The following is a 15,855-nucleotide window of genomic DNA, read 5'->3' as shown; positions in this document are numbered from 1 at the left end:
GGCCCCGGTTGGGGTGACTTCCGGCCGCCCGGGCAACCCGTTGCCCGGGCGGCCGCGTCGCTCCGCACATGACGTACGACCTGGTCACCACCCTGCGCCCGCTGCTCACCGCCGAGGCGTCCGCGGAGGCACACGCCACCGGAACGGAACCCGGCGACCTCGAACAGGCGGTCTGGCTCCGGCTCCTGGAACGCCTCCAGACCGAGGGCCCGCCCCTCGACCCGCCCGGCTGGCTCCGCCGCGCCGTCCGCTCCGAGTCCCGCCGCACCCGCCGTACCACTCGATTCGAACGGCCGTACGACACCGAGCCCGCCGACGACGGCGACAGCGGCCCCGAACAGCTCACCCTCGCCGCCGCCCGCCGCCGTGCCCTCCATGACGCCGTACGGCGCCTGCCCGGCCGGTGCCCCACTCTCATGGCCGCTCTCCTGTCTCCCCGGGACCTCACATACCGGGAGATCGCGGGGGAGTTGGGTATCTCACAGGGAAGTCTGGGACCGGAACGTTCCAGATGTCTGGGATGTCTGCGGCGATTGCTCACGCCGGAGGTTGCGGCCCGCGGAGTGCGGGGATAGGAGTGAGGGACAACAGGCGATCAGGTGAGCGGGAGGCGTGCGCACATGGGCATGAGCGTGACCATCTCGGCGGCGACCGGGCAGGACGCGGAGCAGATCTTCAGGCTCCAGTACCTGTGCTTCCAGAGCGAGGCGGCGTTGTACGGCAACTACCGCATCGATCCGCTCGTCCAGACCCTGGACTCGGTCCGTGAGGAGGTCACCGCGGACTGCGTCTTTGTGGCCCGCCTCGGCGAGGAGGTCGTCGGCTCGGTCCGCGGCCGGGTCACAGAGGACGGCTCCGCCTCCATCGGCAAACTCTGCGTCCACCCCCGCCTCCAGGGCCACGGCATCGGCGCCCGCCTCCTCCGGGCGGCCGAATCCGCCCTCGCGGAGGAGCGCGGCGCCACCAGCTTCCGCCTCCACACGGGCCACCGCAGCGAGGGCAACCTCCGCCTCTACCGCCGCGTGGGCTACCAGACGGTGGGCACGTCCAAGGGCGCGGACGGCGTAGAGATGATCGTCCTGGAAAAGCCGGCGGGGGCATACGCAACAACAGCGTGATGGCCAACCTTCAGGGGCGCGGGGAACTGCGCGACCAGCCACGACGGACCGGATGCCGCCAGACGAACCTCAGGCGGCATCCCCCGTAGGCGCCGCTTTCCGCAACCAGTAGATGGCGGAAAGTGGCAAGAGCACGGGAATGAAGAGGTACCCGATCCCGAAGTCCGACCACACGGTCGCATCAGGGAACGCGGACGGCTCCACGAGCGTCCAGGTACCGACCGTCAGTACACCCGCCAACTCCAGGACACAGCACGCCAACGCCGCCTTACGAGCCGTCTCCCCGCCCCGCACCAGCGAGTACGTGATGAAGCCGTAGACCACACCGGCCACCGCGGACAGCGAATACGCGAGCGGCGCATGGTCGAACTCGGTGGAGATCTGCACGGCCGATCGCGACACCGCCCCGACCACCATCACCCCGTACAACCACACCAACAGCGTCCCGGGCCCACCGCTGAGCCGCCGCGGGCTCACGTCAGCCTCCCCAGATGTCATAGAGCCGCACCTCCAGCACAGCCAGCACCACACCGCCGGCGGCGACCGTCACCGACCCCCACCGCGTCCGCTCGGCCAGCGACATGAACCCCGCCGCCGGCACACACGCGAACGCGCCCAGCAGATACGCCACAAAGATCGTCGTGCCCTGATCCGGCTTCTCGCCCCGAGCCAGCTGCACGGTCCCGACCACCAGCTGGACGAGGGCCAGCACCGACACCACGGCCATCCCGATGAAGTGCCAGTCCTTGGTCGGCTGGTCGCGATACGCGGCCCAGCCGCACCACGCCGCGAGCAGCAGAGCGGCGACGCCGGTCGCGAGCGTCAGGGCATCAAGCATGGAGCGACCCTATTACGGGCCAAAAGGCCTGGTGCGGCCGACCCCGGTGCACCCTGCCCCCGCCCCGCACCCTGTCCACCGCTGTCCGGCATTCGGACAGCGGTTCTTGGCCGCTCCCATACGTCTGCTTTACTGATCGCATGACCACCACGAGCTGCCGCACCACTGCGACCGAGGCGACCATGACGCCCGGTGCTCGTTGTATGTGTCGAATGTGCGCCTGCTAGAGGGCCCCCGCACCACCCCTTGAGCCTCGCGCCCCGAAGCGAGCAGTCGCGGCATGTCCGTGCGCATCCCGTACGTGACCACGCTGCCGCACGCACATCTTCTCTCCCGTACCAGGGCACACCCACGCCCTCGTACTCGACAGTGACGGAAAACCCAGTGATCACCACATCGGGCCTGACCAAGGTCTACCGCTCCCGCGGCCGCGAGGTCACCGCCCTGGACGGCGTCGACCTGCACGTCCGCGAAGGCGAGGTGTACGGCGTCATCGGCCAGTCCGGCGCCGGCAAGTCCTCGCTCATCCGCTGCGTCAACCTGCTGGAGCACCCCACCGCCGGCACCGTGACCGTCGCCGGCCAGGAGCTCACCGCCCTCGCGGGCCGCGGTCCGCGCGCGGGCCGCGAACTCCGCCGCGCGCGCAGCCGTATCGGCATGGTCTTCCAGCACTTCAACCTGCTGTCCACCCGGACGGTCCAGGACAACGTCGAGCTGCCCCTCGAAATCCTCGGCAAGTCGGGCAAGGAACGCTCCCGCAAGGCGCTCGACCTGCTCGACCTCGTCGGCCTCGCCGACAAGGCGGGTGCCTATCCCGCCCAGCTGTCCGGCGGCCAGAAGCAGCGCGTCGGCATCGCCCGCGCCCTGGCCGGCGACCCGAAGGTGCTGCTGTCCGACGAGGCCACCAGCGCCCTCGACCCGGAGACCACCCGCTCCATCCTCAGGCTGCTGCGCGACCTGAACCGGCAGCTGGACCTGACCGTCCTGCTCATCACCCACGAGATGGACGTCGTGAAGTCGGTCTGCGATTCCGCGGCGCTCATGGAACGGGGCCGGATCGTCGAGTCCGGGACGGTCAGCGAACTGCTCGCGACCCCGGGCTCCCAGCTGGCGTCCGCGCTCTTCCCGGTGAGCGGCGAGGTCTCCGCCGACGACCGCACCGTCGTCGACGTCACCTTCCAGGGCGAGGCCGCGACCCAGCCGGTCATCTCCCAGCTCTCGCGCACCTACAACATCGACATATCGATCCTCGGTGCCGCCATCGACACCGTCGGCGGGCTCCAGGTCGGCCGGATGCGCATCGAACTGCCCGGCCGCTACGAGGAGAACGTGGTGCCGATCGGTTTCCTGCGCGAACAGGGCCTCCAGATCGACGTCGTGGGCCAGGAGCCCGTCCTGGTGAAGGAAGGTGCCAAGTGACCTGGTCCGAAATGCAGCCCCTGCTGGAGCAGGCCTGTTGGGACACCCTCTACATGGTCGGCTGGTCCACGCTCATCGCCGTCGTCGGCGGGCTTCCGCTCGGCGTCCTGCTGGTCCTCACCGACCGCGGCGGACTGCTCCGGAACGTCGTCGCCAACAAGGTCATCGGGCAGGTCGTGAACGTCGCCCGCTCGATGCCGTTCATCATCCTCATGGTCGCGCTGATGGGCTTCACCCGCTCGATCACCGGGACGACCATCGGCCGCGAGGCCGCCATCGTTCCCCTCGCCGTCGGCGCCATCCCCTTCTTCGCGCGCCTCGTCGAGACGGCTGTCCGCGAAGTGGACGGCGGCCTCGTCGAAGCCGTGCAGTCGATGGGCGGCAACACCTGGACGATCGTCCGCAAGGTCCTCGTCCCCGAAGCCCTGCCCTCGCTGATCGCCAGCACCACGACCACGATCGTCGCCCTCATCGGCTACTCGGCGATGGCCGGCACGGTCGGCGCCGGCGGCCTCGGCGACATCGCCATCCGCTACGGCTACCAGCGCTTCGAGACCGAGCTGATGTGGATCACCGTGGCGGTCCTCGCCGTCGTCATCTCGCTCATCCAGTTCGCCGGCGACTACGCGGCCCGCTCCCTGTACCGCCGCGGCGGCACCTCGGGCCCGGCGCCGAAACTCCGTCTGCTGAAGGCATCGACGGCGGACACCAAGACCGTCTGAGACACCCCCGTTCCTCCCGTGCACCCCTTCACGGGATCGCCGCACCCAAAAGGAAAGGCACTTTTCGTGCGTAACACCGCAAAGCTCACCACCGCCGTCCTCGCCGTCGGAGCCCTGGCTCTCGGGCTCTCCGCCTGCGGCTCGGGCACGGACGCCGCCTCCGACACCAGCGGCCCGCTGGTCGTCGCCGCGAGCCCGACCCCGCACGCCGAGATCCTCACCTACGTCAAGGACAACCTGGCGAAGAAGGCCGGACTCGACCTGGAGGTCCGGGAGTTCACCGACTACGTCACGCCGAACACGGCGACCGAGGACGGCTCGGTGGGTGCCAACTACTTCCAGAACCAGCCCTACCTCGACGACTTCAACAAGAAGAACGGCACCCACATCGTGCCCGTCGTCACGGTCCATCTGGAGCCCCTCGGCCTCTACTCCCGCAAGGTCAAGAGCGCCGACGCCCTCAAGAGCGGCGCGACGATCGCCGTCCCGAACGACAGCGTCAACGAGGCCCGTGCCCTCAAGCTCCTCGACGCCAACGGGATCATCACGCTCAAGGACGGCGTGGGCAACGAGGCGACCCCCTCCGACATCGCCCAGAACCCCAGGAAGCTCAAGTTCAAGGAGTTGGAGGCGGCCCAGACCCCGCGCTCCCTGGACGACGTGGACGCCGCCGTCGTCAACGGCAACTACGCCATCGAGGCCGACCTGAAGCCCGCCGAGGACGCCCTCGTCCTGGAGTCCCCGAAGAACAACCCCTACGGCAACTTCCTCGCCGTCAAGGAGGGCCAGGAGAAGGACCCGCGCGTCACCAAGCTGGCCAAGCTCCTCACCTCCCCCGAGGTCAAGAAGTTCATCCAGGACAAGTACGCCGGCTCCGTCATCGCGTCCTTCTGAGCCCACCGGCGCGTATACGACGTATCACCACGCACGGGGTCCACTCCCTCACCGGGGGTCGACCCCGTCGTGCGGTTCGGTGCCCGGATGCTGCATGCTGGGCAGTTCAGCTGGCCCTGAAGGTTTTCCGACGGTTACGGAGTGGCGCATGAGTGGCACCTTCCCCAACATCTCCATCAGCACGGAGCGGTTGGTGCTGCGCCCCCTCGACGAGGACGACGTGCCCGCGCTGGCCGAGATGATGAACGACGAGCAGGTCGGGGCCTGGACGGACGTCCCCCAGCCCTACACCGCGGACCAGGCCCGCGACTGGATCACGCGGTACGCGCCGGCCGAACGGGAGGCGGGCCGGGGTCTCGACCTCGCCGTCACCGAGTTCCTCACCCAGCGCCTGGTCGGCATCGTCCAGCTCGCCAGGACGAACTGGCACATCCGCTCCACCGAACTGTCGTACATCATCGCCCCCTGGGCCCGCGGCGAGGGCTACGCCTCCGAGGCCGCGCTCGCCACCGCCCAGTGGCTGTTCAACGACCAGAAACTCGAACGGATCGAACTGCGCACGGCAGCCGACAACACCGCCTCCCAGCAGGTCGCCCAGAAGATCGGCTGTATCAGCGAGGGCGTCCTGCGCAACGCCTGCATAGCGCACGTCCGGGCCGACGACGGTACCTGGAGCGACGTGCGCACCGATTTCATCGTGTGGAGCCTGCTGCCCGAGGACCTCGACGGCGCGGGCGGGCAACTGGCCGACTCGGGCGGGTTCACCACGTACCCGGACTGGAACTGACCGGATTCGGGCCCAGGCCTGCGAACGCGCGTCCGGCTCGTACCGGGTACCCTCACGGAGCCGCCCGCGGGCTGCCCACCGACGACGGCCTGCGCACACCCCCTGGAGACTGAGACACGATGGCCGACCGCGTCACGGTGATCGGCTGGGACGGCTCGCCGCTGACCGCCGCGGCACGCTCCGCTCTGAGCGCCGCCACGCTGGTGGCCGGCGCCGCCCACCACCTCGCCCTCGCCGAGGTGCCGCCCACCGCCGAACGCATCCGGCTCGGCAGCGTGGCCCTCGTCGCCCGCCGGATCGCCGGACACCGCGGCACCGCGGTGGTGTTCGCCGACGGCGACCCCGGGTTCTTCGGCGTCGTACGGACCCTGCGCGCACCCGAGTTCGGCCTGGAGGTCGAGGTCGTCCCCGGTGTCTCCTCGGTCGCCGCCGCCTTCGCCCGCGCCGGTATGCCCTGGGACGACGCACAGGTGGTCGTCGCACACCGCCGCACCCTGCGACGCGCGGTGAATGTGTGCCGCGCCCACACCAAGGTCGCCGTCCTCACCTCACCGGGCGCCGGCCCCGCCGAACTCGGCCTGCTCCTGGAGGGCGTTCACCGCACCTTCGTCATCTGCGAGGAAGTCGGCACCGACCACGAACAGGTCACCGTCGTCACCTCCGACAAGGCCGCCGACCACACCTGGCGCGACCCCAACGTCGTCATCGTCATCGGCGGCTCGGCGGCCGCGACCGACGGCGGCGGCTGGATCGCCGGCCGCGACCCGGCCACCGGCCCGCGCGGCTGGACCCTGCCCGCGGAGTCCTACGGCGGTCTCATGGGCGAAGGGGAACTGGAACCGCTCCGCGCCGCCCAACTCGTCCGGCTCGGCCCGCGCGTCGGCGACCTCGTGTGGGACATCGGCTGCGGCAGCGGTGCCTTCGCCACCGAGGCCGCCCGGGCCGGCGCCGCCGTCATCGCCGTGGACCGCGACCCCCGGGCCTGCGAACGCACCGAGGCCAACGCGCGTGCCTTCGGGCTCCAGCTCCAGGTCGTGCACGGCGCCGCCCCGCACATCCTGGAGAACCTCCCCGAACCGGACGTCGTCCGCGTCGCCGGCGGGGGAGCGGCCGTGGTCTCCGCGGTCGCCGACCGCCGCCCGCAGCGCATCGTCACGCACGCGGCGACCCGGGACGCCGCCGAAATCATCGGCCGCGACCTGAGCGGGCACGGCTACCAGGTGGAGTGCGCCCTCGTCCAGTCCGTCGAACTCGACACCAGGGCCTGGACGGAGACCGAACGGAGCGTCGCGTTCCTGCTCAGCGGCCTGTTGCCGGACCGCACGGCCTGACCCTCTGTGCCGTCCCCGTGATCCTGTTGTCGTACTGCGCGCGGTAGGCTGGCCGATCGTTGTACCGCACTCGGACGCCCGGCACTTCGTCGGTCAATGTCCCGAAAACACGCCCGTTTTGGGGTGGGTGTGGTACGGCACAACCGGAGGACGCGCAACGTGGCGCAGTCCACAGCGGGCCGTCGCGGATCAACCTGTCGCGACGGAGCAACGGCCGCGACAATGCCAGTTAATGGCTTTGTCGTCTTTTGTCGACGGGTCGTTCGTGCCGCTGGGCACGCACGCTCGTTCTTCACCGTGGGGCGGTGGGTGCGCCGTTCCGGGTGAGCCGGCCGTAGAAGCACTAACCGATGGGCGAGGGGTACGCATGACCGACACCGGCCAGGTCCCGGCCGAGGGGCTGCCGGAGAACGCAGGCATGGTGGAGCAGCCGGGCGTGCCGGGTGCGTACACCTACCTCTCCGAGACCACCACCGAGGACGACGACCTGTTGCTGCTGCCGGGCGCCCAGAGCCCCTGGGGCAACGAGGTCGCCCCGCCCGCGCCCGAGCCGGTCGTCGAGACCGTCCACGAGCCGGGCCCGCACGAGGTGTCGGGCCGGGACAGCGGCTCGCACGACCTCAGCGCCGTCCGCATGTCCAGCCCCGCCGACGCGACGGCCCCGCCCGCCATGGCGGCTCCGCCCCGGCGCCCCCTGCACCTCGGCCCGCCCATCCCCGACGCCTCCGCCAGCCCGGTCCGCTCCCTCGCCGACCGCGGCGCCGTGGGCGCGCCGGTCCGCCGGTCCGGCCCGCCCACGACCGGCCCCGAGTACCTCGACGTCCCACAGGCGCGCGAGATGACCCCGCAGGCGGCGGCGCCCTGGGGTGCCACGCCGGTCCACGGCGCCGTCCAGGCACCGGTGGGCGCGCAGGCCCCGGCTGCCGAAACGGTTGTTCCGGCGGCCGAACCGGTGGGCGTGGCCGCCCACACCGGCGAGCCGATGGCAGCCGCGCACACGGCCCAGGCCGCGGTGCCCCGCCCCGCCCCGGAGACCGTCGCCGTGTCCGCGCCGGGAGAGGCCTCTCTCTCCCCGGACGCGAGCCTCGCTCCGCAGGGGCACGAGGGCGAGCCCGATGGGCATGTCCCGCCTATGGCTCCGGCTCCGGCCCCTGTTCAGCAGGAGGGCGAAGCGGGGTTCGCCGGCGACGCGGCACAGCTTCCCGCCCAGGCGTACGCCGAGGCTCCCGGCCCGTGGCCGGAGGGCGCCCAGGGCCCCGAGGGCGGACAACTGCCGGAGCCCGTGCAGGTTCCCGAGGGCGCGCAGGTTCTGGAGGGCGTCCAGGCCCCGGAGCCCGAACAGGCGCCGGAGCCCGAGCAGGCCCCGGAGTTCATCCAGGCCGCGGAGGGCGCGCCCGCTCCGGAGGGAGTGCAGCCCCCCGAGGCCGCGCAGGTTCCGGACGCTGCCCAGGCCCCCGAGCCTGCCCAGGCCCCCGAGCCTGCCCAGGCCCCCGAGCCTGCCCAGGCTCTCGAAGCCGCTCAGGCGGATGAGGCCGCACCGGCCCCGGAGAGCGCGCCGACCCCCGAGGCCGTACAGGTGCCGGAGGGTGTCCAGCTTCCGGTCGACGTCGACGCACAGGCTCCGGAGGCCGATCCGCTGCCGGTGACCCCGTCGGCCTCGGTCGCCGAGCCCCTTCCGGACCCGGCCGCGACCCCGGATGCCGAGCAGGCGGAAGCCGTCGCGGCGACGGAGGGTGTGCAGGCCCTCGGCGCCGAAGTCACCGCCGAGGTCGCCGAGACGGCTGAACTGCCGGAAGAGGTCCCCGCACCGGACGCCCTTCAGGAACCGGAAGACATGGCCGGCCCGGACGCCGAGCAGGTGGCAACCGACGCTCAGGAAACCGCCCAGGACCCGACCCCCGCTCCCGCCCCGGAAGACGACCAGGACGCCGAGACCGCGCAGCCGGCCGAGACCATGGCCGCTCCCGAGTTCGAGGCGGCACCTGTCCCCGAGGCACTCGCCCCCGAGGCGGTCACCCCCGAGGGCATCGACGCGGCCCCGGAAGCCGAACCGGCCCCCGTCTTCGAGCCCGCCGCCCCCGAGACCGCCGTAGCCGCACAGGCCACGGACCCCGCCGGCCCCATGCCGGTCGACGCCCCCGCCCCGGAAGCCGTACCGGTCCCACAGACCGAGGACGGCCTCACGGCACCCGCCGACGGTGAACCCCTCGCGGCAGCGGACGCCGAGGCCATCGCACCCGAGCAGGACCAGACACCCGTCGTGGAAACCCAGCTCGTGGAAGCCCAGCCCACGCCGGACGCCCAACCCACCCCGGACACCCCGCTCGCGCAGGATCCGCAGCAGGCGCAGGGTCCCCAACTCGTCGCGGCCCCCGCCCCGGAGGCGCAGCCGGAACAGCCCGCGCCCGCGCAGGCGGAGGCTCCCGCCCAGGAGGACCCCACCTTCCCCCAGGGCGGCCCCGTGGGCCAGTTCGTCCCCGTGGAGGGCTCGGTGCCCACCACCCCGCACCTCGCCCCGACGCCTCCGCACGCCACGCCCCTCCCCGCTCAGGAACCGGCTCCGGTCCCCGCACCCCGTGACGGCGGCCCCGATGTCGTACAGGACGCGGAGGACCTGGAGACCCGGGCGGCGGACCAGGACGACCGGGCCGTTCAGCTGCCCGGGGGAGAGGAGAGCGCGGCCGCCGTGGAGGGCGTACGGCAGTCCACCGGACCGGCCGCGCCCGCCTACGACGACGCCGAGCGCGCGGCCGTGCTCAAGGTGATGCGCGAGCGCCGCGACATCCGCAACGGCTTCCGCGGCGACCCCATCCCGCACGAGGTGCTGCTGCGTGTCCTGGAGGCGGCGCACACCGCCCCGTCCGTGGGCCACTCGCAGCCGTGGGACTTCGTGGTGATCCGGTCCGCCGAGACCCGGCAGGCCATGCACGAACTGGCCATGCGCCAGCGCGACGCCTACGCGAAGTCCCTCCCCAAGGGCCGGGCGAAACAGTTCAAGGAACTGAAGATCGAGGCGATCCTCGACACCCCGGTGAACATCGTCGTCACCGCCGACCCCACCCGCGGCGGGCGCCACACCCTCGGCCGGCACACCCAGCCGCAGATGGCCCCGTACTCCGCCGCGCTCGCGGTCGAGAACCTCTGGCTCGCCGCCCGCGCCGAGGGCCTCGGTGTCGGCTGGGTCAGCTTCTTCGACGAGCGCGAGATGGTCCGCGCCCTCGGCCTGCCCGAGCACCTGGAGGTCATCGCCTACCTGTGCGTCGGATACGTCGACGAGTTCCCGGACGAGCCCGAGCTGATGCAGGCCGGCTGGTCCAAGCGCCGCCCGCTGTCCTGGGTCGTGCACGAGGAGACGTACGGCCGTCGCGCGCTGCCCGGCGAGGAGCCGCACGACCTGCTCGGCGAGACCGTCGCGCAGATCCGCCCGCTGGACGCCAAGGCGCTCGGCGAGGCGTGGGAGCGGCAGAAGCGCATGACGAAGCCGCCCGGCTCGCTCGGCATGCTGGAGATCATCTCCGCGCAGCTGTCCGGGCTGTCCCGGCAGTGCCCGCCGCCGATCCCGGAGCCCGCGGCCGTCGCGATCTTCGCCGGCGACCACGGTGTGCACGCCCAGGGCGTCACCCCCTGGCCGCAGGAGGTGACGGCCCAGATGGTCGCCAACTTCCTCGGCGGCGGCGCGGTCTGCAACGCCTTCGCCGGACAGGTGGGCGCCGAGGTCTGCGTCGTGGACGTCGGTGTCGCCACCGACCTCCCCGCGACCCCCGGCCTGCTGCCCCGCAAGGTCCGCGCGGGCACCTCCGACATGACCACCGGTCCCGCGATGACCCGCGAGGAGGCCAAGCAGGCCATCGAGGTCGGCATCGAGACCGCCCGCGACCTGGTGGCCGCCGGCAACAAGGCGCTGCTCACCGGCGAGATGGGCATCGCGAACACCACCGCGTCCGCCGCCCTGATCTCGGTGTTCACGGACACCGACCCGGCCGATGTCACGGGCCGGGGCACCGGCATCAACGACGAGACCCTCGCCCGCAAGACCGAGGTCGTCCGCCGCGCGATCGAGCTCCACCAGCCGGACCCGGCCGACCCCATCGGCGTTCTCGCCGCGATCGGCGGCTTCGAGCACGCCGCCATGGTCGGCCTGCTCCTCGGCGGTGCCTCCCTGCGGACGCCGGTGATCCTGGACGGCGTCAGCGCCGGTGCCGCCGCACTGGTCGCCCGCGCGATCGCCCCCGAGGTCCTGGCCGCCTGCATCGCGGGCCACCGCAGCGCCGAGCCCGGCCATGTGGCCGCCCTCAACAAGCTCGGCCTGCGTCCCCTGGTCGACCTCGACCTCCGCCTCGGCGAGGGCACGGGCGCGCTGCTGGCCCTGCCGCTGGTGCAGAGCACCGCACGGGCGATGCACGAGGTGGCCACGTTCGACTCCGCGGGGGTCACCGAGAAGTGACCCCGACCGGGGTGGGGCACACGCTCCTGCGGGCACCCCACCCCGGCCGTACGCTGAATCCGTCTGTAAAAATCTGCACGTCAGGGCTGCTCCAGCGCCGTAGCACCCGTTGCCATGCCAGGACGAGGAGCCGCACCTCATGGCCGAACACCCCGCCTACCCCGTAGGCCTCCGCCTCACCGGCCGTCGCGTCGTCGTTCTCGGCGGCGGCCAGGTCGCCCAGCGCCGCCTGCCGGCCCTCATCGCGGCGGGCGCGGACATCGTCCTCGTGTCGCCCGGAGCGACCCCCTCGGTCGAGGCGATGGCGGACGCGGGCGAGATCACCTGGGAGCAGCGGCCGTACCGGGAGGGCGACCTCGCCGACGCCTGGTACGCCCTCATCGCCACCGGTGACACGGAAGCCAACACCCGGGCCTCCGCGGAGGCCGAGCGCCACCGCGTGTGGTGCGTCCGCTCCGACGACGCTGACCGGGCCACGGCCTGGACCCCCGCCACCGGCCACAGCGAGGGCGTTACGATCGCCGTCCTGACCACCGACGCCAAGGGCCGCGACCCCCGCCACACCGCGGCGATCCGCGACGCCGTGGTCGAGGGCCTGCGCGACGGCACGCTCGTGGCCCCGCACCACCGCACCCGTACGCCCGGCGTCGCCCTGGTCGGCGGCGGCCCCGGCGACCCGGATCTCATCACGGTCCGCGGCCGCCGCCTGCTCGCCGAGGCCGACGTGGTCATCACCGATCACCTCGGCCCGCGCGACCTGCTCGCGGAACTGCCGGCGAGCGTCGAGGTCATCGACGCGGCGAAGCTGCCGTACGGCCGTTTCATGGCCCAGGAGGCCATCAACGACGCGCTGATCGAGCATGCCAAGCAGGGCAAGTCGGTGGTCCGCCTCAAGGGTGGCGACCCCTTCGTCTACGGCCGTGGCATGGAGGAGGTCCAGGCGCTGGCCGAGGCCGGCGTCCCGTGCACGGTCGTGCCCGGCATCTCCAGCTCGATCTCGGTTCCGGGCGCCGCCGGGATCCCCGTCACCCACCGGGGCGTCGCCCACGAGTTCACCGTGGTCAGCGGGCACATCGCGCCGGACGACGAACGCTCCCTGGTCGACTGGCCGTCCCTCGCCAAGCTGACCGGCACGCTGGTGATCCTCATGGGCGTCGGCACCATCGGGAAGGTCGCCGAGACGCTCATCGCCCACGGCAAGTCCCCCGAGATCCCCGTCGCCCTGGTCCAGGAGGGGACGACGGCCGCCCAGCGCCGGGTCGACGCCACCCTCGCGACCGTCGCCGACGTCGTACGGGAGCAGGACGTCAAGCCCCCGGCGGTGATCGTCATCGGCGAGGTCGTCGCCGTCGGACCACGGACGTCGACGACATTGGCGTAACCCGGGGTAACCCAACCCGTCCCCAGCCGTTGGCACCACACCCAGGACAAGGCAGTATCACCCTGTGGCCGATCTCATCACCGTCGAGGACCCCGACGACCCGCGCCTGCACGACTACACGGGCCTGACCGACGTCGAACTGCGCCGCAAGCGCGAACCGGCCGAGGGCCTGTTCATCGCCGAGGGCGAGAAGGTCATCCGGCGGGCCAAGGACGCCGGGTACGAGATGCGCTCGATGCTGCTGTCCGCCAAGTGGGTCGACGTCATGCGCGACGTCATCGACGAGCTCCCGGCCCCGGTGTACGCGGCCAGTCCGGAACTCGCCGAACAGGTCACCGGCTACCACGTGCACCGCGGCGCGCTCGCCTCCATGCAGCGCAAACCGCTGCCCACGGCCGCCGAACTCCTCCAGACGGCACGCCGGGTGGTCGTCATGGAGTCCGTGAACGACCACACCAACATCGGCGCGATCTTCCGCTCGGCGGCGGCGCTCGGCATGGACGCGGTCCTGCTGTCCCCCGACTGCGCCGACCCCCTCTACCGCCGCAGCGTCAAGGTCTCCATGGGCGCGGTCTTCTCCGTCCCCTACGCCCGTCTCGACACCTGGCCCAAGGGCCTGGAGTCGGTCCGCGAGGCCGGCTTCACCCTCCTCGCCCTCACCCCGGACGCCAAGGCCAGAACCCTCGACGAGGCCGCCCCCCACACCATGGACCGGGTCGCCCTCATGCTCGGCGCCGAGGGCGACGGCCTCTCCACCCAGGCCCTGGTCGCCGCCGACGAATGGGTCCGCATCCCCATGGCCCACGGCGTCGACTCCCTCAACGTGGGCGCGGCGGCCGCGGTCGCCTTCTACGCGGTGGCCACGGGCCGACCGCGGGCCTGACCCCTATCGCTCCTGGCTGAAGGTCGACTCGTACCGCTCGGCCATCACCCCGTCGAGAGGCGTGTACCCGGGAGCAGACGGTGTGTGCACCCCCTGCTCCCGTACGACATTCCGCTGGTCGCCGATGCCGCGTGACGGGCCCTGGCAGCCCTGCGCCGCGGCGATGCCGAGCGCCACGAGCAGGGTGACCACGACGAACACGAACAGCCGCTGGCGCAGGAGCCGCGGATTGGCCGGCCGCCGTCCGGTCCCCGTGGTCCTGGGCCCCGGACGACCGGAACCGCCGCGCGGGGTGGGACGGTTCCCGCTCCCCGAACGCGTCGTGTTGCGCGTGGCCGGAGTGGGCCGGGCGCTCCCGGACCGCGCGGCGGAGCCGCCGTTGCGGGAGCCGCTGCCACCCCGGGAGGGAGCGCCACCGCCCCGCGAGGGAGCGGGGCCACGTGAGGAGGAGGCACCACCGCGCGGCGGGGGAGTGCCCTGCGCATCCGGCCCGCCCGGCTGCTGGCCCTGCGGCCGCCGCTGGGGTGCCCGGTCCGGATAGGCGTCGGAGAGCCGCCCGGTGGGCCGGTCCGCCTCACCGGTACGCGGGGCGGGCGGACGCAGGTCCGCGTGCCCCTGTGCCTCGCGGGCCGCGATCTCCTTCAGCCGCAGCGACAACTGGAGCGTGCTGGGCCGTTCCTGGGGATCCTTCGCCAGACACGCCCGCACCAGCGGAGCCAGCGCGTCCGGCACGCCGTGCAGCTGCGCCTCCTCGTGCACCACGCGGTACAGCATCACCTCGGAACTGCCGTGCCCGAAGGGCGAGTCACCCATCAAGGCGTACGCCAGGGTCGCCCCGAGGGAGAACACGTCCGTCGCCGGAGTCACCGCGGCACCGCGCACCTGTTCCGGCGCGAGGAAGCCCGGTGAACCGACGGCCGTACCGACGTGCGTGAGCGTGGAGGCCCCGGTCGCCCAGGCGATGCCGAAGTCGATGATCCGCGGCCCCTTGGGGGACAGCAGGATGTTGGACGGCTTGAGGTCCCGGTGCACCACACCGGCCTCGTGGACGGCGACCAGCCCCTCCGACAGCGCGGCACCCACGGCCGCGACCTCGGCCGCGCCGAGCGAGCCCTCGTCGGCGACCTTGTCGTGCAGGGAAGGGCCGGGCACGTACTGGGTCGCGAACCACGGCCGGTCCGCCTCCAGATCCGCGGCGACGAGCCGGGCCGTGCAGCCACCCCGGATCCGCCGGGCCGCCGACACCTCACGGGCGAACCGCGACCGGAACTCCTGGTCCTCGGCCAGATCGGGCCGGATCACCTTCAGCGCGACCCGCTGGCCCTTCCGGTCGGAGCCCAGATAGACGACGCCCATCCCGCCCGCGCCGAGCCGTCTGTGAAGCCTGAACGAGCCGACGACGCGCGGGTCCTCGCGCCTCAGGCGCATCATCGCCATGTTCATCCCCGCTGCCCGGTCCGTGTGACGTGCCACAGCTTACGTTTCCACGGCCCGCCGCGCGCAGAGGCCGCGCCCTCTCGTCCCGATCGATTGTCAGTGCCGGGTGGGAGACTTGAAGAGTGGTCAGGGACCGCGCGAACAGGCCGACTTCGGCACAAGTGTGATCCCAACCACCCATCGCAGAAGGGGGATTGAACCCGTGAAGGGTGATCGCGTGGAAATAGTCGTGGACGCCGGGGACACGACACGCACATACGAGGTGGTGGCGAGCAGGGCGGGCCGCCGCGTGGAGACAGCGGTACGCCGAGGCGTCGTAGAAGTGAGCGAAGTCACCCGAAACGGCTCCGTGGTCCGCACGGCCCGTTTCATGGCGACCAGGGTCCTGGCACTCGTCGAGCAGCCGATTCCCCGCGAGGACACCTCAGAGAAAGCGGGGCACTCCGGACGACCCCTCCGGGAAGACCCCGAGACCTAGGTCCCGGTCTCCACCCAGGGGAGTACTCCGCAGGTCATGGCTCATCCTCCGGGAGGCCCGGCAATCGGTACGAGGGCATGACGCCCTGACAGCGGCGGACGCCTAGATTTGAGGTCAAGCGGC

14 protein-coding genes are annotated in these 15,855 nt (G+C 72.1%); 11 read left to right on the top strand and 3 right to left on the bottom strand.

Translation table 11 applies throughout. The features are described from left to right. Window positions 1-68: 68 nt before the first annotated feature. Both SLINC_RS09290 and SLINC_RS09285 read left to right on the top strand, forming a co-directional pair. Window positions 69-575 (top strand): RNA polymerase sigma factor, encoded by a 507-nt coding sequence (locus SLINC_RS09290; RefSeq protein WP_067429149.1) that lies wholly within the window; start codon window positions 69-71, stop codon window positions 573-575. A gap of 45 nt (window positions 576-620) precedes the next feature. Beyond that, a complete protein-coding gene (locus SLINC_RS09285; protein WP_067429146.1) occupies window positions 621-1,118 on the top strand; it encodes a GNAT family N-acetyltransferase in 498 nt (165 codons plus the stop codon). Between the two features lie 69 nt (window positions 1,119-1,187). Here SLINC_RS09285 and SLINC_RS09280 read toward each other — a convergent pair whose 3' ends face one another. After that, on the bottom strand, window positions 1,188-1,616 hold the full coding sequence (locus tag SLINC_RS09280; RefSeq protein WP_067429143.1) for a hypothetical protein: 429 nt from the start codon (window positions 1,614-1,616) through the stop codon (window positions 1,188-1,190). After that, window positions 1,597-1,956: a hypothetical protein gene (locus tag SLINC_RS09275; protein ID WP_067429140.1), complete on the bottom strand. Its 360-nt coding sequence runs from the start codon at window positions 1,954-1,956 to the stop codon at window positions 1,597-1,599. Before SLINC_RS09275 ends, SLINC_RS09280 begins: the two co-directional genes overlap by 20 nt. A gap of 384 nt (window positions 1,957-2,340) precedes the next feature. On the opposite strand from SLINC_RS09275, the gene SLINC_RS09270 reads away from it, so the two are divergent. The 8 genes from SLINC_RS09270 (at window position 2,341) to SLINC_RS09235 (ending at window position 13,817) form a co-directional block, all read left to right on the top strand. After that, entirely contained in the window at window positions 2,341-3,375 is a 1,035-nt protein-coding gene (locus SLINC_RS09270) for a methionine ABC transporter ATP-binding protein (RefSeq protein ID WP_067429138.1), read from the top strand. Then, window positions 3,372-4,097 (top strand): methionine ABC transporter permease, encoded by a 726-nt coding sequence (locus SLINC_RS09265; protein WP_067429136.1) that lies wholly within the window; start codon window positions 3,372-3,374, stop codon window positions 4,095-4,097. The genes SLINC_RS09270 and SLINC_RS09265 overlap by 4 nt, the downstream gene beginning before the upstream one ends. A gap of 66 nt (window positions 4,098-4,163) precedes the next feature. Beyond that, complete coding sequence (locus tag SLINC_RS09260) at window positions 4,164-4,991, top strand: MetQ/NlpA family ABC transporter substrate-binding protein (RefSeq protein ID WP_067429133.1); 828 nt, start codon at window positions 4,164-4,166, stop codon at window positions 4,989-4,991. Window positions 4,992-5,139: 148 nt separating this feature from the next. Then, a complete protein-coding gene (locus SLINC_RS09255) occupies window positions 5,140-5,778 on the top strand; it encodes a GNAT family N-acetyltransferase (RefSeq protein ID WP_067429131.1) in 639 nt (212 codons plus the stop codon). 119 nt (window positions 5,779-5,897) lie between these two features. Further along, window positions 5,898-7,109: a precorrin-6y C5,15-methyltransferase (decarboxylating) subunit CbiE gene (cbiE, locus tag SLINC_RS09250; RefSeq protein WP_067429130.1), complete on the top strand. Its 1,212-nt coding sequence runs from the start codon at window positions 5,898-5,900 to the stop codon at window positions 7,107-7,109. 367 nt (window positions 7,110-7,476) lie between these two features. Further along, window positions 7,477-11,553: a nicotinate-nucleotide--dimethylbenzimidazole phosphoribosyltransferase gene (gene cobT / locus SLINC_RS09245; protein WP_067429127.1), complete on the top strand. Its 4,077-nt coding sequence runs from the start codon at window positions 7,477-7,479 to the stop codon at window positions 11,551-11,553. Between the two features lie 139 nt (window positions 11,554-11,692). Continuing rightward, entirely contained in the window at window positions 11,693-12,934 is a 1,242-nt protein-coding gene (cobA, locus tag SLINC_RS09240; protein WP_067429124.1) for a uroporphyrinogen-III C-methyltransferase, read from the top strand. A gap of 64 nt (window positions 12,935-12,998) precedes the next feature. Then, on the top strand, window positions 12,999-13,817 hold the full coding sequence (locus SLINC_RS09235; RefSeq protein ID WP_067429121.1) for a TrmH family RNA methyltransferase: 819 nt from the start codon (window positions 12,999-13,001) through the stop codon (window positions 13,815-13,817). A 3-nt stretch (window positions 13,818-13,820) separates the two neighbouring features. On the opposite strand, the gene SLINC_RS09230 is transcribed toward SLINC_RS09235, so the two are convergent. Beyond that, a complete protein-coding gene (locus tag SLINC_RS09230; protein ID WP_067429118.1) occupies window positions 13,821-15,260 on the bottom strand; it encodes a serine/threonine-protein kinase in 1,440 nt (479 codons plus the stop codon). Between the two features lie 196 nt (window positions 15,261-15,456). Here SLINC_RS09230 and SLINC_RS49245 point away from each other — a divergent pair, with 196 nt between their 5' ends. Then, a complete protein-coding gene (locus SLINC_RS49245; RefSeq protein WP_067429116.1) occupies window positions 15,457-15,732 on the top strand; it encodes a hypothetical protein in 276 nt (91 codons plus the stop codon). Window positions 15,733-15,855: the final 123 nt, after the last annotated feature.

The sequence above is a fragment of the Streptomyces lincolnensis genome (assembly GCF_001685355.1).
In the GTDB taxonomy this organism is placed as follows: Bacteria; Actinomycetota; Actinomycetes; order Streptomycetales; family Streptomycetaceae; genus Streptomyces; species Streptomyces lincolnensis.
Note: the sequence above shows the minus strand (reverse complement) of the source record. Positions and strands in the feature narration are given on the sequence as shown.